Here is a 20,631-nt window from a genome sequence, read left to right as displayed (position 1 = left end):
CCCGGAGGCGCCGCTTTCAGAGCTTTCAGACGTCATCTGACCTCAATCAGGCGGCCTTTTCGGCCTCCGGGCTGAACCGGCCATAGAAAGTCTGGCCTTTCTCAGCCATCTCGCGCAGCAGCGGCGGACAGGTGAAACGTTCGCCATATTTCGCGGTCAGCTGGTCGCAGCGCTCGGCAGCATAAGGCGTGCCGATGATGTCCAGCCAGCTCAGCGGGCCACCGGACCAGGGCGCAAAGCCCCAGGCCAGGATCGCGCCAACATCCCCTTCGCGAATGTCCATCAGAACACCTTCTTCCAGCGCGCGCACGGCTTCCAGAACCTGTGCAAACATCAGGCGTTCCTGGACCTCGATCAGGTCCGGCTGTTCCTCGGCCAGCGGGTATTTCTCCTGCATGCCCTTCCAGTAACCCTGCCGCTTCCCCTTGTCGTCATAGTCGAAGAAACCAGCGTTGGACTTGCGCCCCAGACGGCCCTGTTCTTCCATCCAGAAGATCAGATCATCCGCAGCACTTTCGGGATAAGCATCGCCCATTGCCGCCTTGGTGGCGCGAGCGATCTTGGCACCAAGGTCAATCGAGGTCTCATCGGTCAGTTGGATCGGACCGACCGGGAAGCCCAACTGGCGTGCGGCATTGTCGATCAACGCAGGGGCAACGCCCTCGGTGATCATCCGCGCGCCTTCGTTCACGTAGGGGATGATGCAACGGTTGCAGTAGAAGAACCGGGCATCATTGACCACGATCGGGGTCTTGCGGATCTGGCGCACGTAGTCCAGCGCCTTGGCCACTGCGCGGTCGCCGGTTTTCTCACCCTTGATGATCTCCACCAGGAACATTTTTTCCACCGGCGAGAAGAAGTGAATGCCGATGAACTGCTCCGGGCGCACCGAGGCTTCGGCCAGACCGGTGATCGGCAGAGTCGAGGTGTTGGAGGCAAAGATGCAATCGTCGGGGATGATGGCCTCGACCTTCTTGGTCATCTCCGCCTTGACGCTGGGATCCTCAAAGACCGCTTCGATGATCAGATCGCAGCCCTTGAGGTGGTCCAGATCAGGGGTTGCGGTGATGCGTGACAGCATCGCCTCTTTCTTGTCGGCCGTGACTTTGCCGCGCTTGATGCCCTTGTCGAGATAGCTTTCGGTATAGGCCTTGCCCTTGTCGGCGGCGGCTTGATCACGGTCGATCAGAACAACCTCCATCCCGGCCTGAGCGGAGACTAGCGCGATACCGGCCCCCATCATGCCAGCGCCCAGAACGCCGATTTTCTTGACCGACTGATCCTCGATGCCCGCCGGGCGCACAGCGCCTTTTTCCAGCGCTTCCTTGTTGAGGAAGAGCGATCGGATCATCGCCTCGGACGAAGGGTTCATCAGCACATGGGTGAACCAGCGCGCCTCAATCTTCAGCGCGGTGTCAAAGGGCACGAGCGCGCCTTCATAGACCGCGCTCAGCAGCGCTTTGGCCGCCGGGAAGGCGCCAAATGTTTTGCCATGCACCATGGCTGCTGCACCAAGGAAGGTCATGAAGCCCGCAGGATGATAGGGCGCGCCACCGGGCATCTTGTAACCCTTGGCATCCCAGGGTTTGACGATATCGGCGTCTTTTGCCTCCAGAACCCAGGCGCGTGCGGCGGCCAGCGGATCCTCGACCACTTCGTCGATGATGCCTGCGGCCTTGGCTTTTTTGGGATCGACCAGCTTGCCTTCCAGCAGGAAGGGCGCAGCGTTCATGGCACCCATCTTGCGTACCAGACGGGTGGTGCCGCCTGCACCGGGGAAGATGCCGACCATGATCTCAGGCAGGCCGATTTTGGCCTTGGGGTTGTCAGCGGCAAAGATGCGATGCGTCGACAGCGGCAGTTCCAGACCAATGCCAACAGCTGTGCCGGGCAGGGCTGCTGCCACGGGTTTGCCACCCTTGTTGGTTTTCGGATCCATGCCGGCCCGTTCGATCTTGCGCAGACCGTGGTGCATTTTCATGATGCCTTCGAACAGACCACGGGCGGGTTCGTCACCGGCATCTTCTTTCATCTTGGCCAGCACATTGAGATCCATGCCGCCGGCAAAGTCTTTTTTGCCCGAGGTGATGACGATGCCCTTGACGGCATCATCTGCCAGCGCGTCGTCAACCAGCCCGTCGAGGTCTAGCATCGCTTGACCGTTCAGAACGTTCATGCTTTTGCCGGGGCAGTCCCAGGTGATGATGGCGACGCCGTCGGCGTCTTTTTTCATTGTGAAATCAGACATATCTTAGTCTCCTGTCGCCTGGGTTACACGCGTTCGATGATGGTGGCCGCGCCCATGCCGGACCCGATGCAGAGTGTCGCAAGACCGGTTTCGCGGTCGCTGCGCTCCAGCTCATCCAGCAGTGCGCCGAGGATCATGGCGCCGGTCGCACCAAGTGGGTGGCCCATGGCAATCGAGCCGCCATTGACGTTCACCTTGTCATGGTCGACGCCAAAGGCCTGCTCGAACCGCATGACGACGCTGGCAAAGGCCTCGTTGACCTCAAAGAGGTCGATGTCACCAATCTCCATGCCATTGTCGCGCAGGATCTTCTCGGTGACGGGCACGGGGCCGGTCAGCATGATGGTGGGGTCGGTGCCGATCTTGGCTGTGGCCTTGATACGGGCGCGCGGTTTCAGGCCCATCGCCTCGCCGAACTCCTTGTCGCCAATCAGTACGGCAGCGGCGCCGTCGACGATGCCGGAGGAATTGCCCGCGTGGTGAATGTGATTGATCCGCTCCAGATGCGGGTACTTCAGCATCGCGATCTTGTCGAAGCCGGGCATTTGCTCACCCATCATCTGGAACGAGGGGTTCAGACCGCCGAGCGACTGCATGTCGGTGCCGGGTCGCATGTATTCATCGTGATCGAGAATGGTCAGCCCGTTGATATCGCGCACCGGGACAACGCTGCGCGCGAAACGCTTGTCGTCCCAGGCCGCCTTCGCCCGGCGCTGGGATTCCACCGCCATGGCATCGGCATCATCACGCGAGAAACCATATTCGGTGGCGATGATATCTGCCGAGATCCCCTGGGGCACAAAGTAGTTCTCGATGGCAATCGCCGGATCAACAGCAATGGCACCGCCGTCCATGCCCATGGGGACACGGCTCATGGATTCCACACCGCCGGCGATGTAGGCATGACCGGCACGTCCCCGCACCTGGTTGGCGGCCATGTTGACGGCTTCCAGACCCGAGGCGCAGAAGCGGTTGATCGACACGCCGGGGATCGATTCATCCAGATCAGAGGCCAGAACAGCGGTCCGCGCCAAGCAGGCGCCCTGTTCGCCAACCTGGGTCACATTGCCCCAGATCACGTCCTCGACTGCGTGGCCTTCCAGATTGTTGCGCTCCTTCAGAGCGTTGAGCGCCACCGCAGAGAGACGGGCGGCCGTTACTTCATGCAAGGATCCATCCTTGCGGCCTTTGCCACGCGGGGTGCGCACGGCGTCGTAAATATAGGCTTCGGTCATATCAGTCTCCTCAGGCTCGGTCCGACAGGTTGCCGGGCATTAGGTCGTAGGGGGCTTTCCAGCCCGGTTGTGCGCTCAGCCGCGAGAGCCAAGCGTCAATATGGGGCCATTCGGCTCGATCAAAGCCGAAGGGTTCGGGGTAATAGAGATAGGAGCAGCAGGTCAGATCGGCATTGGTCAGCCCATCGCCGACAATCCAGCTTCGCCCCTCAAGATGTTTGTCCAGGATCGCGTAGGTGCCTTGCAGACGGCCCTGAAGGAAGGCGATGACCTCCTGCGGGCGTTTGTCTTCGGGCAGGAAATTCATCAGGAACCGGCACAAGCCTGCGTTTGAGGACAATTTGTGATTGTCCCATAGCTGCCAGCGCAGGATCTCGCGCTTTTCCTCGGCAGTGGCGCCGCCGAACCGGCCATAAGTGTCCGACAGATACTGCTGGATCACCCCGGATTGGCTGAGTGTCAGATCGCCATCCACCAGCACCGGGCATTCTCCCATGTCGTTGATATCTCGACGGAAGGCATCACCCCGGGTGGTGCCGCTGAAAAAATCCACAAACACCGGCTCCCAGTCGATCCCGGCCAGTTCAAGAGCCAGGGCGGCCTTATAGGAATGGCCGCTTTCACCGAAACAATGCAGTTTGAGTGTCATATGTTGCTCCCTGTGTCTGCTTGCGAAGCGGGGGTTTCACACCCCCGCACCCCCGTGGAGTATTTCTGGAAAGATGACGGAACCTTCACACCGTATTAAGGTAGATGGCGTCAGCATGGTCCTGCGGAACAGGCTGGAGAGCCGATGACCGTGAAAGGTGACGGCGCGCCGACCCATTAGGCGGAGAGCTCGGGGGGAGGCGCGTCTCATCCTGTCATCTTTCCCCAAATACTCCCGCCGGAGGCTTCCGGCATCTGCGTCCATATGTGCAGCCCGAGGCCTCACAGGGACCTCGCGATCAATTCCTTCATGATCTCATTGGTGCCGCCATAGATGCGCTGAACGCGGGCATCTGCCCACATCTCGGCCACGGCATATTCCTGCATGAACCCGTAGCCGCCATGCAGCTGGACACATTCGTCGAGCACCTCACCCTGGGTATCGGTGATCCAGTATTTGGCCATCGCCGCCTTTTCCACGGTCAGCTTGCCCTGCAGATGTTCGACCATACATTCATCAAGGAAAGCACGGGCAACCTTTGTTTTTGTCTGGCATTCGACCAGTTTGAACCGGGTGTTCTGAAACTGCGTCAGCGGCCCGCCAAAGGCCTCGCGCTCCTTGCAATAGGCGATCGTGCGTTCAACCGCCCCTTCCATGGCACCGACGGCGCCACAGGCGATGATCAGCCGTTCCTGCGGCAGCTGCTGCATCATCTGGTAGAAGCCCTGACCCTCGGCGCCGCCGAGGATGTTTTCCGGCGCAATCTCGACATTGTCGAAGAAGAGTTCCGAGGTATCTGCGGCATGGCAACCGATCTTGTCGAGGTTGCGGCCGCGGCTGAAACCCTCTGCGCCATCGGTCTCAACCGCCACCAGCGAGATGCCTTTGGATCCTTCGGTGGGGTCGGTCTTGGCCGCCACCAGGATAAGATTGGCGTGCTGGCCATTGGTGATGAAGGTTTTCTGACCGCTCAGCCGGTAGGCGTTGCCATCTTTTACTGCTTTTGTCTTGATCCGCTGCACGTCGGAGCCGGTGGAGGGTTCGGTCATCGCCAGAGCGCCGACCAGTTCGCCGGTGATCATCCTGGGCAGCCAACGCTGTTTCTGCTCTTCGGTCCCATAGGCCAGCACGTAATGGGCGACGATGCCGGAATGGATCCCGTGGCCCCAGCTGGCGAGATTGGCGCGGCTGCCTTCGATCAGGATTGCGGCTTCATGGCCAAAATCACCACCGACGCCGCCGTATTCTTCCGGTACGGAGGGGCAGAGCAGGCCAAGGGCGCCAGCTTCATTCCAGGTGGAGCGATCCATCATGCCCTGCTTGCGCCAGGTCTCGAATTTCGGCGCCCATTCGCGGGTGATGAACTGGGCGGTCATATCCGCCAGCATCTGATGCTCTTCGGTCATCCAGCTGGATTTTTGCTCTGCGCTCATGGGGCTCCCCTTTGGTGGCTGTCTCGTGCCTTGTGGCATCTGTTTTCTGTGGACGGTGTGGGCCGGCCTATTTCTTGCGATCCTCAAGCTCGGCATTGAAGAGCCGCAGCCGGTGGGTGAGGTTGTCGCGATCTGTGACGCTGTCGAAATTCTCAAACAGGAAGGAGAGGGCTTCGCCTTCGTCGAGGCCGGCCTCCTGCGAAAATCGGCGCAAGCGGCGGTAGCCATCTTCGGTCATGGCAACCGGCAGGCGGCGCGTGAGGCGAAAGCGTTTGGGCATTGTCTCTCCTCCAATTGCGACGCCCTGGTTCTGGCGCCCCGGATGGCCCGGATCGCCTGTTATCCTGCCGCCCCGATGATCAGACGGGGGCGGTGTCGGAGACCCTCACGAAAAGGGGCTCCGAGATGATCAAACTGCGCTTCAGAACTGGTCTGCCGCCAGTGCCATCACCGTGTCGCCGCCGGTCTGGATACGGCTGAGGTGCAGCGCCGTCGCAGGCAGCCTGCGTGCCATGTAATACCGCCCGGTCGCGATTTTTGTCTCGTAGAACGCGGCGTCAGAAGACCCGGCGTCAAGCTCTGCCTGTGCGGCCTTGGCCATCTCCGCCCACATCAGGCCGAGGCAGACGTGACCAAACATGTGCATGAAGTCATAAGACCCAGACAGCGCATTGTTCGGGTTGGTCATGCCGTTTTGCATGAAATACATGCCAGCGGCCTGAAGGTCCTTCGACGCGGCTTTCAGAGGTTCGATGAACTCCTTGCTGTAAGTGTCGGAGATGTCACCGTTTTCTTTGCAGAAATTCTTCACCATCTCGAAGAAGGCCATGACATGTTTGCCGCCATCCTGCGCCAGCTTGCGGCCGACCAGATCCAGCGCCTGAACGCCATTGGCGCCTTCGTAGATCATCGCGATCCGGGCATCGCGGGTGTATTGCGACATGCCCCATTCTTCGATGTAGCCGTGACCGCCGTAGATCTGCTGTGCCTGAACGGTCATGTCATAACCCTGATCAGTCAGGAAGCCTTTGATGACCGGTGTCAGCAGCGAGATCAGCCCGTCGGCATTCTTATCCTCGGCGCGATGCGCCTGGTCGATCATCTTTGCGCCCCAAAGGATGAATGCGCGCGCGCCTTCGGCAAAGCTTTTCTGATCCATCAGGTTGCGGCGGATGTCCGGGTGGACGATCAGCGGGTCCGCCGGGCCTTCCGGGTTCTTAGCGCCGGTCACGTCGCGACCCTGAAGACGGTCCTTGGCATATTCCAAGGCGTTCTGATAGGCGGCGTCGGCCTGAGCCAGACCCTGCATGCCAACGCCGAGGCGGGCTTCGTTCATCATCGTGAACATGGCGCGCATGCCCTTGTGCTCGGTGCCGAGCAGGTAGCCGGTTGCGCTGTCGTAGTTCATCACACAGGTCGAGTTGCCGTGGATGCCCATCTTTTCTTCGATCTTGCCAACGGAGACACCATTGCGTTCGCCGAGCGAGCCGTCCTCGTTCACCATAAACTTCGGCACGATGAAGAGCGACACGCCTTTGATGCCCTCGGGGCCGCCGGGGATCTTGGCCAGCACCAGGTGGATGATGTTGTCGGCCATGTCGTGATCACCGGAGGAGATGAAGATCTTCTGGCCGGTGATCTTGTAGCTGCCGTCATCCTGCGGTTCGGCCTTCGTGCGCATCAGACCCAGATCGGTGCCGCAGTGCGGTTCGGTCAGGTTCATCGTGCCGGTCCATTCGCAGGACACCATTTTCGGCAGATAGGTATCTTTCTGGGCGTCGCTACCATGGGCGAGGATCGCCGAGGCGGCGCCATGGGTCAGGCCCTGATACATGGTGAAGGCCTGGTTCGCAGCGGAGAACATCTCGCCCACGGCTGTGCCCATGATATAGGGCATGTTCTGGCCACCGTATTCTTCCGGCATGTCGAGACCGGTCCAGCCGCCTTCCTTGACCTGCTCAAACGCAGCCTTGAACCCGGTCGGTGTGTAGACGACGCCATTTTCAAGGCGGCAGCCTTCGGTATCGCCGACGGTGTTCAGCGGGTGCAGGACTTCGCTGGAGATCTTGCCTGCTTCTTCCAGCACGGCATTGGTGAAATCGGCGTCCAGCTCGTCATAGCCGGGAATGGCGCTTTCAGAGATCTTCAGAACATTGTGAAGAATGAACTGAGTGTCTTTGATCGGGGCGGTGTAACTGGGCATCGCGGTCCTCGCTGTGGTTCTGCGGTGTCTGTCTGGTTGCCTCTCCCATCTTGGGACAGGCAGGCATGGGGGCCGGGATCTATTCCGCGGCTTCTTGTTTGGCGCTCATCGAGGCGATCACACGTTCGCCCCAACGCAGCTGCTCTTTCAGATCGTCAATTGCCTCGTTCAGCTCATCGCGCTGCCGCTCCATATCGGCGAGCCGGTCGCAGGCGATGTCATAGGTGCGGGTCAACTGCGTCAGCTGCTGGTCGCCCATATGATAGAGATTCAGAAGTTGCCGGATTTCCTCGAGGCTGAAGCCAAACCGCTTGCCGCGCAGGATCAGCTTGAGCCGGGCCTGGTCGCGTTTGGTAAAGAGGCGTTTCTGACCCTCGCGGATCGGGAACAGCAACTCCTTGGCTTCGTAAAACCGCAATGTACGCGGCGTAACGCCGAACTCATCGCACATCTGGCGGATGGTCTTGGTTTCATCGGTCATCGTCGTAACTCATAACTGCTGGGTTGTGAGACTAAGGTGAGCAGCTTGCCCGTCGTTTACAACAGCAACTTGACGTTGACGTAAGTTGAACGCTGCGTCACTTTCCGAGGTGACGTAGGATCCACTGGACTGACGTAACGTTACTTCGTTTCGGGTTTGGCTATCAGCCCTTAAAATAGGGCGATCGTGCAAATTACCGACAAAATTATCGGGCTTTTTCGCGTGGATTATGTTCGATTTTTTTGATTGAAACATCAGTCACATGGACGGCAGATCACGCGCTGACGAGCCCGCAGAACGGAAAACGCCCCACCAGTTGGCGGGGCGTTGAGTGTCAAAAGCGGATCCAACCTGACGCTTGGTCGGCTGGGATCAGGCGTCTTGTTTCAGCAGGTTGAGCGTGGTGGCTCGCAGATCGTGGAGTTCCTGAAGCGCTTCGTCGAGCTGTTCGCGCTGCTTGCGCAGCTCTTCCATCTGGCGGTCGGCCATTTCGACAAAGGCGCGATTTTGAGCCTCATCGCCCTCGTTTTCATAGATCAGCAGCCACTGGCGGATCTCTTCGAGCTGGAAGCCGAACTTGCGTCCCCGCATAATCAGCTTCATCCGGGCCCGCTCGCGGGCACCGTAAAACCGCGACCGGCCTTCGCGATCGGGTTGCAACAATTCGATGTACTCATAGTAGCGAAGCGTGCGCGGGGTCACGTCGAATTCGCTGCACATCTCCTTGAATGACAATTTCTGTTCGGTCATTCCGTATCTCCCTTACCCGCAAACTAAGCACAACCGGCAAAGGGTTCAACCGCCGGGGTTGCTCTTCGGCCAAGGTCTGGCCGATAAAGAGGAAAACATAGGAACGGGGAAGCCCATGGTCGACAAGACGCAGCTCGCGCGACAGTTCATTGAAGCCATCCCGCATGCGCAGGAACTGGGGATGACCCTCACGGAACTGGGGGATGGCACGGCCGAGATCGTGATGCCCTATGATGAGAAACTGATCGGCGACCCGGAAACCGGGGTGATCCACGGTGGCGCGGTGTCGGCGCTGATGGATACCTGTTGCGGCGCGGCGGTGATGTGCCACCCGTCGGCGCCGGGCGGCACCGCCACGATCGACCTGCGTATCGACTACATGCGTGCGGCCACCCCCGGGCAGCGGATCGTGACCCGCGCGACCTGTCATCACATGACCCGCAACGTCGCCTTCGTCCGTGCGACGGCGATGGACGAGGATGAGGCACACCCCGTCGCTACGGCGGTTGGCGCCTTTACCGTGGAGGCAAAATTTTGAGCCGCCCCCGTCCCGAACCCGTTCAGGTGGTGAAGCAACGGCGCGACGCTGCCCTCGCCGCGCTTGTGGAATCCGTGCCCTATGCGCGTTTTCTCAACATCACGTTTGATCGTCGCGGCGATGAGCTGACGGCGCAGCTAAATTTCGATCACAAGCTGATCGGTAACCCGTTTCTACCCGCCATCCACGGTGGTGTCACAGCGGCCTTTCTGGAGGTGACAGCCGTGATGACCCTGACCTGGGCCAACCTGTGGGAGCGCATCGAAAGCGGCACGCTCGATGTTGAGGAACTGGCCGCAGGTAAATTGCCACGCCAGCCGAAGACCATTGATTTCACGGTGGATTACCTGCGTTCCGGGCTGCCGAGAGACGCCTATGCACGCGCCACCGTGTCCCGGTCCGGTCGGCGCTATGCCTCGGTCCATGTGGCGGCCTGGCAGGATCACAAGGACAAATTGTTCGCCCAGGCCACGGGCCATTTCCTGATGCCGCAGGAGGCGGCAAAACAGGGGTCTGCCGCGCCGGATTTCGTGGCCGACGCCGCGCCTCGGGACAAGGGCTAGAACGCATGTCCACGGCCAGCGCCGAGGTGCCGGAACCGATCAGCCATGCGCGGGTGCTGAAGATTGCGCTGCCGATTGTACTCTCGAATGCGACGGTGCCTATTCTGGGGGCCGTGGATACTGGAGTTGTCGGCCAGATGGGGCAGGCGGCTCCTATTGGGGCGGTAGGCATCGGTGCGGTCATTCTGGCGACGATCTATTGGATCTTCGGTTTTCTGCGGATGGGCACCACGGGTCTCGCCGCGCAGGCCCGCGGGGCTGGAGACTGGGCAGAAACGGGCGCGCTGCTCACCCGGGGGATCCTGCTGGCCTTTGCTGCGGGCCTTGTGTTCATTGTTGGACAGGTCGCGGTGTTCTGGGGGGCCTTTGCGCTGGCCCCTGCCAGTGCCGAGGTCGAAGGGCTGGCGCGGGATTACCTTCAGATTCGCATCTGGGGTGCCCCTGCGACCATCGCGCTATATGCGGTCACAGGCTGGCTGATCGCGGTTGAACGCACACGCGGTGTTTTTGCCCTGCAAATCTGGATGAACGGTCTCAATATTCTGCTGGATCTCTGGTTCGTGCTGGGGCTGGGCTGGGGAGTCGAAGGGGTCGCGGTCGCAACCCTGATCGCGGAATGGAGCGGTCTTGCGCTGGGGCTGTGGCTGTGCCGCGACGCCTTTGCGGGCAGCCAGTGGCGCAACTGGGCCCGTGTGTTCGATCCTGTGCGGCTGAAACGCATGATGCAGGTCAATGGCGATATCATGATCCGCTCGGTGCTGCTGACCGGATCCTTCACGACCTTTCTGTTCATCGGCGCCGATCTGGGCGATGTGACGCTCGCAGCCAATCAGGTGTTGCTGCAATTCGTTGAGATAACGGCCTTTGCGCTCGACGGTTTTGCCTTTTCTGCCGAGGCGCTGGTGGGCAGCGCGGTCGGTGCAAAGGCGCGGATGCAGCTGCGACGCGCAGCGGTGGTGACCAGCCAATGGGGCGTGGGCGGCGCAATCGCACTGGGGCTGCTGTTCTGGCTGGGCGGTGGTTGGCTCATCGATGTCATGTCCACTTCGCCTGAGGTGCGGGCAGCCGGGCGGGATTACCTGATCTGGGCTGCGATATTACCGCTGCTCAGTGTGGCCAGCTATATGTTCGACGGGATCTACATCGGGGCGACCTGGACGCGGGACATGCGGATCGCGATGCTGCAATCGGTGGCGATCTACGTTGTGGCCCTGTTGGTTCTGGTGCCGCTCCTCGGCAATCACGGGCTTTGGGCGGCTTTGATGGTATTGAACCTTGCGCGAGGTGCGACGCTTGGTCTGCGCTATCCACGGCTCGAAGCGCAGGTCGGCGCATAGGTCGGGGATGGGCTGAAAGAGAGCAGCTGTGTTTCAGATGGCGACTGTTTCAGGTGGCCACTGTTTCGGACAGCTCCTGTCAGAGCAGTTTTTTCAGCGCTTCGGTAGGACGGCCTATCACGGCTGCTGTTTCCGAAATGGCGATGGGGCGCTCAATCAGGATCGGATGCGCGGCCATCGCCGCGATCAGCGTTGCGTCATCATCCGATGGGCTGAGGTTCTGCTCCCTGAAGGTGGCATCGCCGCTGCGCATCATCTCAATTGCAGTGACACCCAGTTTGGCCTGAACCTCCGCCAGCTCTGCCTCCGAGGGCGCATCTTTCAGATAAAGGCGCAGGGTGACCGCTGTTCCGGCCTCCTCAAGCAGGGCAAGGCCCGCACGGGATTTTGAGCAGCGCGGATTGTGCCAGTAGGTGATCATAGCCAGTCCCCGCGTTTGCTGCCGACGGCATCTGCGACAGTGTCAAAACCGTCGCGGGCCAGCAGCTGGTCCAGCCCGCGCGCGATCTCTCCGGCCAATGACAGTCCGGCATAGACCATGGCGGTATAAAACTGGACCGCCGATGCGCCGGCGCAGATCTTGGCATAGGCCTGTTCGGCTGTGGAGATGCCGCCCACGCCAATCAGAGGCACCCGACCGTCCAGAAGCTCAGAAAGCTGCGCCAGAACGCGGGTGGATTTCTCAAACAGCGGCGCGCCAGACAGGCCGCCCGTTTCGCCACGATGTGCACTGTTCAGCCCGTCGCGATCAAGCGTTGTATTGGTGGCAATCACCGCATCAATACCGGTTTCAAGCGCCACCTCGGCAATATCCTCGATCCCAGCGCGGTCAAGGTCGGGGGCGATTTTCAGGAACACCGGCACCCGCTGGTCCAGCCCGTCCCGCGTCTCAATCACGCCGCTGAGCAGCGCTGACAGGGCGGCCTTGCCCTGCAGATCGCGCAGTTTCTCGGTGTTGGGCGAGGAGACATTCACCGTCGCAAAATCCAGATGCGCCCCACAATGGGCTAGCACCTTGGCAAAATCGGCAGCGCGGTCGCTGCTGTCCTTGTTGGCCCCAAGATTGAGGCCGATCACAGCATCGCGCGGGCGGGCCGCAAGACGCTGGCCGATCACGCTCATGCCGTCGTTGTTGAAGCCGAACCTGTTGATAGCCGCCTGATCTTCGGTCAGACGAAACAGGCGCGGCTTGGGGTTGCCGGGTTGCGGGCGCGGCGTCGCGGCCCCCACCTCGATAAAGCCGAACCCGGCCTGAGAGAGCGGGCGCAGTGCTTCGGCGTTCTTGTCAAATCCCGCCGCCAAGCCAACCGGATTTGGCAGGGACAGACCGGCGATCTCGGTCGCAAGACGCTGGGAGGTGACCGGGCCGGGGGCGGGCGTCAGCCCCAGTTTCAGCGCCTTGATCGACAAGCCATGGGCGGTCTCCGGGTCGCAGCGATGCAGCGCACCAAGGGCAAGACGTTCAACGAGGCTCACGCCATATCCTCCGGGAATTGATGGGTGCCGTCGACCAGCGGCAGCGGTCTCGCCCAGACCACATCAGTCATGGTCATCTTGCGGTAGAGATGGGGAAACTCGGCGCCGCCCCGCGACACTTCCCAGCGCAGGTCTAGCCCCAGCCGTTCGGCATCGACCGCAATCAGCCAAAGCCCGTCAACTCCGGCAAAATGCTTGGCTGCGGTCTCCTGGGACTGGTCGGCGGTGGAGAAATGAATGTAACCATCGCTCAGATCGATGGGGGCGCCGAGGGTCTCACCCTCTGCCTGAAGGGTGGTCCATTCGTCGGTGCGGAAGATTTTATAGATGAGCATGGCGCGGTGATGCCCTGCGCGCAGAGGTGAATCAAGGCTGAATATGATCGGTCTTGACGCAAAGACAGCACGGCGATGAATTTTTCCCCTTTGACTGCGCCCGCATTTCCCCTCACCATCCGGCAATAGAAAAATAATAAGGGAGTATGTTTCCATGATGACGCGTTTTCTGACGTCTGTTGCCGCGCTTGGCCTGACGGCGGGCGTAGCCGCAGCCGACTACAAGCTGACCATCCTGCACACCAATGACTTTCATTCGCGGTTTGAGCCGATCAGCAAGTATGACAGCGGCTGCCGCGAAGGGGACAATGCCGAGGGCAAGTGCTTTGGCGGATCGGCACGTCTGGTAACTGCGCTGGCGGATGCGCGCGCGCGCAGCAACAACAGCATTCTTGTTGATGGTGGCGACCAGTTTCAGGGCTCGCTCTACTACACCTACTACAAGGGCAAAGTTGCCGCCGAGATGATGAACAAGCTTGGCTATGACGGCATGACTGTCGGCAACCACGAGTTCGATGATGGCCCCGAGGTCCTGCGCGGGTTCATGGATTCGGTTCAGTTTCCGGTTCTGATGTCCAATGCCGATGTCAGCGCTGAGCCTGCCTTGGCCGATGTGCTGAAGAAATCCACCGTGATCGAACGCGGCGGTGAAAAGATCGGCCTGATCGGCCTCACTCCCGAAGATACGCCCGATCTGGCCAGCCCGGGCAAAAACATCACCTTCACCAACCCGGTTGATGCCGTGCAGGGGGAGGTCGACCGGCTGACCGCCGAGGGCGTCAACAAGATCATCGTGCTGAGCCATTCGGGCTATGCCGTGGATCAGCGCGTTGCGGCGGGCACCACGGGTGTGGACGTCATCGTGGGTGGGCACAGCAACACCTATCTTTCCAACACTTCGGAAGATGCTTCAGGGCCATACCCGACCATGGTCAATGATGTGGCCATCGTGCAGGCCTATGCCTATGGCAAGTTCCTGGGTGAGCTGAACGTGACCTTCGATGATGCAGGCAATGTCGTCGAAGCGGTTGGCGAACCTCTGATTATGGATGGCACCGTCACCGAGGATGCGGATACCGTCGCACGCATCGCCGAGCTGGCCAAACCGCTGGACGAGATCCGCAACAAGGTTGTCGCCGAGAGCGCAGAAGCTGTTGACGGCGACCGCGACAATTGCCGTGTTCAGGAATGCCAGATGGGCAACCTGGTGGCCGATGCGATGCTGGACCGAGTGAAGGATCAGGGTGTCAGCATTGCGATTGCCAACTCGGGCGGTATCCGTGCGAGCCTGGAGCCGGGCGAGGTCACGATGGGAGAGGTCCTGACGGTCCTGCCGTTCCAGAACACGCTCTCGACCTTTGAAATCACTGGCGAGGACGTCATCGCGGCCCTGGAAAACGGGGTGAGCCAGGTTGAAGAGGTCAAGGGCCGCTTCCCGCAGGTCGCTGGTCTGAAATTCACCTGGGATCCGTCGGTTGCACCCAATGAGGGCCGCATTCAGGAGGTCATGGTGAGCGAAGGCGACAGCTTCGTGCCGATTGATCCGACCAAGACCTATGTTGTCGTGACAAACAACTACGTCCGCAATGGCGGTGATGGCTACAAGGTCTTCGCAGGCGACGACAAGAACGCCTATGACTTTGGCCCGGATCTGGCGGATGTCATGGCAGAGTATCTGGTCGAGAACTCCCCCTATAAGCCCTACACCGACGGCCGCATCAGCCAGAAGTGACCGGGCGCAGCTATTGCGCTGCCTCAACAATCCAGACTGGACCGCGCCGTATCTTCGGCGCGGTCTTTGTTTTTCCTGTCAGCTGCGGCATAACACCGTTATGGATCACCCCCTGATTGACCTTATCAACGCGCGTATCCAGAAGGCGGAGGCCGATGGCGCTTTTGACAACCTGTCAGGAGCGGGCAAACCGTTGCCACCGGTTGACGACCCGGAGAATGCGCTGGTCAACCGATTGATCAAGGAGAGCGGCGGTGTGCCGGAGTTCGTCACGCTGTCGCGCACGCTTGCGGTTCTGCGCCAACAGCTTGCCGATACCGGCGACCGTTCAAAACGCCGTGATATCATGAAAGAAATGACAATTCTGGAAGCCCGCATCGACCTCGCGCGCAAGGCCTATGGTCGATAACCAGCGTTGCACGCGATCTGGCTAGGGCATTGACGGTGCTGTTCGGGTCCTGCGTCGGCAGCTTGTTATCCGCTACTCACCATATGGCTGCCGGGCCGTCTCCGCGCGATAGAGGGGTCAGAATTCCTTCTGCGAGCCTGTTTGCGCGCGGTGCGGAGCGCGGCGCAGCCGGTCGCCGATCTGGGTTGCCTTGGTCAACAATGTGGTGATCTGAACCTGCTCCGCCGGGCTGAGGCCGGTCAGGATTTCGGACTGTAGCGCCTCGACAATCGGCATGGCTTTGTTCAGGAGCGACTGGCCAGCCTCCGTCAGGGTGACAACGCGCGCACGTCTATCAGCTGGAGAAATATCACGCCGGATCAGTCCCTTGGCCTCTAGCCGGTCGATCACTTTTCCAAGCGTTGCGCGGTCATAGGCAATGCGGGCCGCGATTGTTGCCTGATCAACACCGGGTTCGTGGGCCAGGGCGTCAATCGCGGCAAACTGTACCGGTGTCAGGTCGATGTCATTGCGCGCCATATGATCCGCAAACAGGGCAACAGAGATCTGGTGCAACCGCCGGATCAGATGACCGGGGAACTGCAAGGTATCTATCTGTGGCTCTGCCATGTCCTGCCTCCCGCTGGAAAAAGCATCCAGTTCACATCCGGGAACCGGCTGTGATCGGTTTATAGATAGAATTTCAAACGAATCTTTGATCCATAATAAAATGTTTAAGGTATAAAGGGAATGCGACTTTTCCTTGCGCGCGCGGCGCGGTAGATCATCAGACATGGCCCTTCGTTTTACATCGCTATCCGAAATTCTCGATCAAGACTACGATTGTGTCATCGACGTGCGGAGTCCCGCCGAATTTGCTGAGGATCACTGGCCCGGGGCCATAAACCTGCCGGTTCTGGATAATGAAGAACGCGCCGAAGTCGGCACGATCTATGTCCAGCAAAGTCCGTTTCTGGCCCGCAAGGTCGGTGCGGCGAAGGTGTTTCGCAACGCTGCCGACCATATTGAGCAACGGCTGAGCCATCATCCGGGATCCTGGCGCCCGCTGGTCTACTGTTGGCGCGGCGGGCAACGGTCCGGCAGTTTTACCTGGCTGTTGCAGCAGATTGGATGGCGGGCGGATGTGGTCGAGGGCGGCTACCAAGGTTACCGCAGACTGGTCCATGACTATCTCTATAAAGCCGCGTTGCCGCATCGTTTCGTGGCGCTGGATGGCTACACGGGCACTGCAAAAACCGATATCCTCCAGCGTGTTGGACTGCTTGGCGCACAGGTTCTGGACCTCGAGGGGCTGGCACATCATCGTGGCTCGCTGCTTGGCGATCACCCAACCCCGCAGCCCAGCCAGAAGGCGTTTGAATCCGCATTGGCCGGTCAACTGGCACGGATGAACCCGGAACGCCCGGTGCTGGTGGAGGCGGAGTCGAGCAAGATCGGCGCACGGATCATCCCACCGCAGCTCTGGGCGGCCATGAAACGGGCTCCGCGGATCGAGATCCACGCACCTGTGGCGGCGCGTTGTCGATACTTGCTGGCGGGTTATGATGATATTCTGTCAAACACGGAGATGCTGCGCGTGCGTCTCGATGGGTTGCGGGCACATCGCTCCAATGCGGTGGTCGATGGCTGGTTGCAGAGGATTGCCGAAGGCGACAAACCGGCGCTGACGGAGGCGCTCATCACGCAGCATTACGACCCCGCCTATGAGACTGCGCGCCGGGCCATCGGTGCCGATGTGATAACCACGTTGGGGGCAACCGACCTGCGGGAGCCCGATCTTGACCGGCTGGCCGCGGATCTGCGTCTTGAGCTGGACCGGCTATAGCCGCGACTTCAGATCAGCGTGATCGCGCCCGCAGAGCCGGTGATATGGCCGATGATCGCGGCCTCAGCTGCGTATCTGCGGAGTTCGGGTAAGAGCGCCTGGGCCTGATCGCGCGGCAGTGCGGCCAGCAGGCCACCGGCAGTCTGCGGATCGAACAGCAGGTCCTGTGGCCCGCCGGTGGTTATCTGCGGCAAAAGCGCGGCATTCTCTTCAAAGAGCGAGGACCTGACCCCGCGTGCTGTCAGTGCGGCGGCACCGGGCAGCGCAGGAATTGCCCCGAGGTCCAGTTCAGCTCCAACAGCGGAGGCTTCGCAGATCCCCAGCAGATGGCCCAGCAGGCCAAATCCGGTCACATCGGTCATCGCATGTGCGGCGTGCAGCAGCTCGGCGGTCTTGTCCTGCGACTGGCTCATCGACGTCAATGCCGCGGCGACCCAGGCACCCTCGGCCTTTCCCACCATTTCCGCCGCCATGATCACCCCGGTGCCCAGCGGTTTTGTCAGGATCAGGGCGTCACCCGGCTGTGCCCCGGCCAGGGTGATGGGCGCCGCGTCGCATAGTCCGGTCACGGTAAACCCTATGGTCAGCTCGTCTCCCACGGAGGTGTGGCCACCAACGATCTCGGCGCCGGCTTTCCTCAGGATGTCACCGGCGGCAGACATGATTTCATCAAGGGTCCGGGCCTGAAGTTCCGCCGACAGTCGGGGCAGGATCAAGTTGGCGGTCGCGGCCTGCGGCTCGGCGCCCATCGCCCAGATATCGCCAAGCGCATGGACCGCCGCGATACGGGCCATCACCACCGGGTCGGCGGTAAAGGCCCGCAGGTGATCTGTACTGATCACCTGCGGGCCTTTACCGCCCGTTATCAGCAGCGCGGCGTCATCACCGGGAAGCGGGGTGATGTCCGCGCGCTGATTATGCGGCTGCGATCGGAGCGTCGCCTTGAGCGTGCGCGCGCCAACCTTGGCACCGCAACCTCCGCACATCGGTTTATGGCCAAGCGCCTCTGGCAGATCATGGGTGTGTTCGGGGGGCAGCGCCGGCTGATCCATCTGCGGCAGATCACGGAACTGCGCCATGAAGCCCTGATCGATGTGATCTTTCCAGCGCCAGATCCAACCGCCCGAAAAGGTCTGTCCAAAGCGTTCTCCAACAGCGGTTTTGCCGCCCATCGAGATCAGTTTCAGATAGTCTTTCTGCGGGCGGTAGCGGCGCAGCGGATCCCGCGTCAGGCTGGCGCGCAGATTATGATAGAGGATCGGCGCCTGACGCACCGCATAGACCCCGGCCTTCGGACGCGGGTCGGGGCTGAAATGAGCACAGTCGCCGGTAGCAAAGACGCCTTTGCGATTGGTCTGCAAATAGGCATCAACCGAGAGAAACCCGTCGTGCAGGTCCAGCCCGGTTCCGTTGAGCCAGGGGTAGGGACGTGCACCCGCAGCCCCGGTTGTGAAATCGGACCGGATTGCGCGGCCGTCCGCCAGCAACACATGAGTGGCCTCGATCTGGGCAATCTTCGCGTGTTCTATCACGGTGACGTCAAGACCGCGCAGCGCAGCGCGCAGCCGGGCGCTGGACTTGGTGCCGGTGTCGGTCAGGATTTCGCTACGATCAATCAACGTGGCTTGCACCGCGCGGCCCCGCGCCCGCAGCGCATGGGCCATGGCGAGGATCAGCTCCACTCCGGCCACACCGCCACCGATCACCGCAACATGGGCGGCGCTGTCGCCGTGCAGATACGCGGCCCAGCTTTCCGCAAAACGGCCGAGTGGTTTTGCCGGGATCGCATGGTCATCAAATCCCGGCATATCGGGCATGGCAGAGGTGATGCCCAGGTTGATTGCGGCAATGTCATAGGCAATTGGGGGGCGGCCCGAGACATGGACCTCGCGTCTATCGGTGTCGATGTGATCAGCCGCCCCGAGCACCAATCGCGCCCCGGCAAAGCGTGCCAGCTTCACCAGATCAATATCCAACGCCTCGCGCGCGTAATGCCCGGCGACAAAGCCCGGCAACATGCCGGAGTAGGGGGCGGTCGGACCGGGGTTGATCACGGTCAGCCGCGCTCCGGCGAGGGGCCGCATACCCCATTTGCGCAGCACCAGCGCATGGGTGTGGCCGCCGCCGATCAATACCACGTCTTTGGTCAGGGGGAGGGGGGCTGCGTGCATCATCTATGTGTCACCGGGCTGGGCTGGCTCACCCGGACAGGCTCCGCCCCGGATGAAAGACCCCCGCCGGACGGGCGGGGGCGCTGGGAGATCAGACCTCTGGGCCGATCACTTCGTTTTCGGGCAGTTTATGCGTCGCCCATATCTTATCTTTACCTGCGTCTGGCAGGCTGTCTGGCGTGTCGTGCCGGTGGATGTGAACCTTGGCAATGAAATTTGCCGTGATCGGCGCCGTCAGGAACAGAAATAGCGTAATCATCAGCTCATGCACCGACAGGTTGTATTCGTAGACGGCGGCATGGGTCATCGAGGCCAGCAGCACACCGCCAACGCCCAGCGTCGTCGCCTTGGTGGGCGCGTGCAGCCGGGACATGCGGTCGTTGAGCTTCAACAGGCCAAATGATCCCACGATACCGAAGATGCCGCCGATCACGAGAAATCCGGCGATCACGATGTCAAAGAACAGGTCCATGATATCTCCTCACTCGATGATATTGCCGCGCAGGATGAAGCGCGCATAGGCCACTGTGGACACGAAGCCCAGCATGGCGATGATCATTGCCGCCTCAAAGAAGATCTCGGTTCCCAGCGCCAGCCCATAGAGCACCATCAGCGCGATGGCGTTGATGAACATCGTATCCAGCGCCAGGATCCGGTCGGCAACATCTTCGGCGGAGACAACTTTCCACAGGTTCATCAGCAGCGACAGCGCAAAGCAGACAAACGCAAAGATTGCAGCTGTTTCGATCATTCGAAAATCTCCTTCAGGCGGCGTTCGTAGCGGTCCTTGATCTCGTCGCGCACCGCTTCGGGGTCCGGCGCGTCAAGGCAGTGGACCAGCAGCGCATGACCTTCGGCTGAGAGATCGGCAGAGACGGTCCCCGGGGTCATGGTGATGGTCGCTGCCAGCACCGTGATCGCTTCGGGTGTGCGCAGGTCCAGCGGGATCGTCACCCAATTGGGGTGGCGGCTGGCATTGGATTTGAACAGGACGATCTTGGCCACCACCAGATTGGCCACCACGATATCATAGAGTACGATGAGGATGTAGCCGACGATCTTCACCGGGCCTTTCATCTTCAGCTGTTGGGGCCAGTAGGGCTGTGTCAGGAAGGGGATCAAAACCCCGAGCATGAACCCGAAGACCAGCGAGTTGAGCGACCAGCCATTCACCAGCAACAGCCAGGTTGCGGTCAGCACCAGTGTCAGGATCGGGTGTGGCAGTACGCGGCGCATCAGCTTCATT

General features: G+C 60.7%; 22 protein-coding genes. 6 read left to right on the top strand and 16 right to left on the bottom strand.

All coding sequences use genetic code 11. The annotated features are described in order from the left end of the window. Positions 1–46: 46 nt before the first annotated feature. From VWY60_RS09070 to VWY60_RS09035, 8 genes are all read right to left on the bottom strand, one after another. On the bottom strand, positions 47–2,248 hold the full coding sequence (locus VWY60_RS09070; RefSeq protein ID WP_416540326.1) for a 3-hydroxyacyl-CoA dehydrogenase NAD-binding domain-containing protein: 2,202 nt from the start codon (positions 2,246–2,248) through the stop codon (positions 47–49). A gap of 23 nt (positions 2,249–2,271) precedes the next feature. Then, a complete protein-coding gene (locus VWY60_RS09065) occupies positions 2,272–3,483 on the bottom strand; it encodes an acetyl-CoA C-acetyltransferase (RefSeq protein ID WP_416536237.1) in 1,212 nt (403 codons plus the stop codon). 10 nt (positions 3,484–3,493) lie between these two features. Next, positions 3,494–4,132, bottom strand: a complete 639-nt coding sequence (locus VWY60_RS09060; RefSeq protein ID WP_416540325.1) for a glutathione S-transferase family protein — start codon at positions 4,130–4,132, stop codon at positions 3,494–3,496. Positions 4,133–4,413: 281 nt separating this feature from the next. Then, positions 4,414–5,565, bottom strand: a complete 1,152-nt coding sequence (locus VWY60_RS09055; RefSeq protein ID WP_416536233.1) for an acyl-CoA dehydrogenase family protein — start codon at positions 5,563–5,565, stop codon at positions 4,414–4,416. Between the two features lie 67 nt (positions 5,566–5,632). Beyond that, positions 5,633–5,845: a hypothetical protein gene (locus tag VWY60_RS09050; RefSeq protein ID WP_340545272.1), complete on the bottom strand. Its 213-nt coding sequence runs from the start codon at positions 5,843–5,845 to the stop codon at positions 5,633–5,635. Positions 5,846–5,986: 141 nt separating this feature from the next. After that, the gene (locus tag VWY60_RS09045) at positions 5,987–7,768 is read right to left on the bottom strand and encodes an acyl-CoA dehydrogenase C-terminal domain-containing protein (RefSeq protein WP_416540324.1); all 1,782 of its coding nucleotides are present in this window, start codon (positions 7,766–7,768) and stop codon (positions 5,987–5,989) included. Between the two features lie 79 nt (positions 7,769–7,847). After that, positions 7,848–8,249 carry a MerR family transcriptional regulator gene (locus tag VWY60_RS09040; protein WP_340545274.1) on the bottom strand — a complete coding sequence of 134 codons (402 nt, stop codon included), beginning with the start codon at positions 8,247–8,249 and terminating at the stop codon, positions 7,848–7,850. Between the two features lie 372 nt (positions 8,250–8,621). After that, on the bottom strand, positions 8,622–8,999 hold the full coding sequence (locus VWY60_RS09035) for a MerR family transcriptional regulator (protein WP_340545275.1): 378 nt from the start codon (positions 8,997–8,999) through the stop codon (positions 8,622–8,624). A 115-nt stretch (positions 9,000–9,114) separates the two neighbouring features. Between VWY60_RS09035 and VWY60_RS09030 the strand changes: the two genes are divergently transcribed. From VWY60_RS09030 to VWY60_RS09020, 3 genes are read left to right on the top strand one after another with little or no spacing between them, the layout of a single operon-like run. Next, complete coding sequence (locus VWY60_RS09030; protein ID WP_340545276.1) at positions 9,115–9,537, top strand: PaaI family thioesterase; 423 nt, start codon at positions 9,115–9,117, stop codon at positions 9,535–9,537. Further along, a complete protein-coding gene (locus VWY60_RS09025) occupies positions 9,534–10,100 on the top strand; it encodes a PaaI family thioesterase (protein WP_416540323.1) in 567 nt (188 codons plus the stop codon). The genes VWY60_RS09030 and VWY60_RS09025 overlap by 4 nt, the downstream gene beginning before the upstream one ends. Before the next feature lie 5 nt (positions 10,101–10,105). Further along, positions 10,106–11,437, top strand: coding sequence for an MATE family efflux transporter (locus VWY60_RS09020; RefSeq protein ID WP_416540322.1), 1,332 nt, complete (start codon positions 10,106–10,108; stop codon positions 11,435–11,437). 79 nt (positions 11,438–11,516) lie between these two features. Here VWY60_RS09020 and arsC read toward each other — a convergent pair whose 3' ends face one another. The 3 genes from arsC to VWY60_RS09005 are packed head-to-tail and all read right to left on the bottom strand — an operon-like array spanning position 11,517 to position 13,248. Continuing rightward, complete coding sequence (gene arsC, locus VWY60_RS09015; protein WP_340545279.1) at positions 11,517–11,858, bottom strand: arsenate reductase (glutaredoxin); 342 nt, start codon at positions 11,856–11,858, stop codon at positions 11,517–11,519. Further along, positions 11,855–12,913 (bottom strand): quinone-dependent dihydroorotate dehydrogenase, encoded by a 1,059-nt coding sequence (locus VWY60_RS09010; RefSeq protein ID WP_416540321.1) that lies wholly within the window; start codon positions 12,911–12,913, stop codon positions 11,855–11,857. The genes arsC and VWY60_RS09010 overlap by 4 nt, the downstream gene beginning before the upstream one ends. Then, positions 12,910–13,248, bottom strand: a complete 339-nt coding sequence (locus VWY60_RS09005; RefSeq protein WP_416538616.1) for a DUF952 domain-containing protein — start codon at positions 13,246–13,248, stop codon at positions 12,910–12,912. Before VWY60_RS09005 ends, VWY60_RS09010 begins: the two co-directional genes overlap by 4 nt. 154 nt (positions 13,249–13,402) lie before the next feature. On the opposite strand from VWY60_RS09005, the gene VWY60_RS09000 reads away from it, so the two are divergent. After that, complete coding sequence (locus tag VWY60_RS09000; protein ID WP_416540320.1) at positions 13,403–14,980, top strand: bifunctional metallophosphatase/5'-nucleotidase; 1,578 nt, start codon at positions 13,403–13,405, stop codon at positions 14,978–14,980. A 100-nt stretch (positions 14,981–15,080) separates the two neighbouring features. Continuing rightward, entirely contained in the window at positions 15,081–15,389 is a 309-nt protein-coding gene (locus VWY60_RS08995; protein ID WP_416536219.1) for a DUF1992 domain-containing protein, read from the top strand. A 117-nt stretch (positions 15,390–15,506) separates the two neighbouring features. On the opposite strand, the gene VWY60_RS08990 is transcribed toward VWY60_RS08995, so the two are convergent. Continuing rightward, positions 15,507–15,998 carry a MarR family winged helix-turn-helix transcriptional regulator gene (locus VWY60_RS08990; RefSeq protein ID WP_416536217.1) on the bottom strand — a complete coding sequence of 164 codons (492 nt, stop codon included), beginning with the start codon at positions 15,996–15,998 and terminating at the stop codon, positions 15,507–15,509. Between the two features lie 163 nt (positions 15,999–16,161). On the opposite strand from VWY60_RS08990, the gene mnmH reads away from it, so the two are divergent. Further along, entirely contained in the window at positions 16,162–17,214 is a 1,053-nt protein-coding gene (gene mnmH, locus VWY60_RS08985) for a tRNA 2-selenouridine(34) synthase MnmH (RefSeq protein WP_416540319.1), read from the top strand. Between the two features lie 8 nt (positions 17,215–17,222). Here mnmH and selD read toward each other — a convergent pair whose 3' ends face one another. The 4 genes from selD to VWY60_RS08965 form a co-directional block, all read right to left on the bottom strand. Further along, positions 17,223–19,385, bottom strand: a complete 2,163-nt coding sequence (gene selD, locus VWY60_RS08980) for a selenide, water dikinase SelD (protein ID WP_416540791.1) — start codon at positions 19,383–19,385, stop codon at positions 17,223–17,225. 91 nt (positions 19,386–19,476) lie between these two features. Further along, the gene (locus tag VWY60_RS08975) at positions 19,477–19,857 is read right to left on the bottom strand and encodes a Na+/H+ antiporter subunit G (RefSeq protein ID WP_416540318.1); all 381 of its coding nucleotides are present in this window, start codon (positions 19,855–19,857) and stop codon (positions 19,477–19,479) included. Between the two features lie 9 nt (positions 19,858–19,866). Then, entirely contained in the window at positions 19,867–20,136 is a 270-nt protein-coding gene (locus VWY60_RS08970; protein ID WP_014874349.1) for a K+/H+ antiporter subunit F, read from the bottom strand. Beyond that, positions 20,133–20,630 (bottom strand): Na+/H+ antiporter subunit E, encoded by a 498-nt coding sequence (locus tag VWY60_RS08965; RefSeq protein ID WP_340545287.1) that lies wholly within the window; start codon positions 20,628–20,630, stop codon positions 20,133–20,135. The genes VWY60_RS08970 and VWY60_RS08965 overlap by 4 nt, the downstream gene beginning before the upstream one ends. Position 20,631: the final 1 nt, after the last annotated feature.

Source organism: Phaeobacter sp. JH20_26, from assembly GCF_048056275.1.
GTDB lineage: Bacteria > Pseudomonadota > Alphaproteobacteria > Rhodobacterales > Rhodobacteraceae > Phaeobacter > Phaeobacter bryozoorum.
The sequence above is the reverse complement of the archived record's forward strand: the minus strand, read 5'-3'. Positions and strand labels throughout refer to the sequence as shown.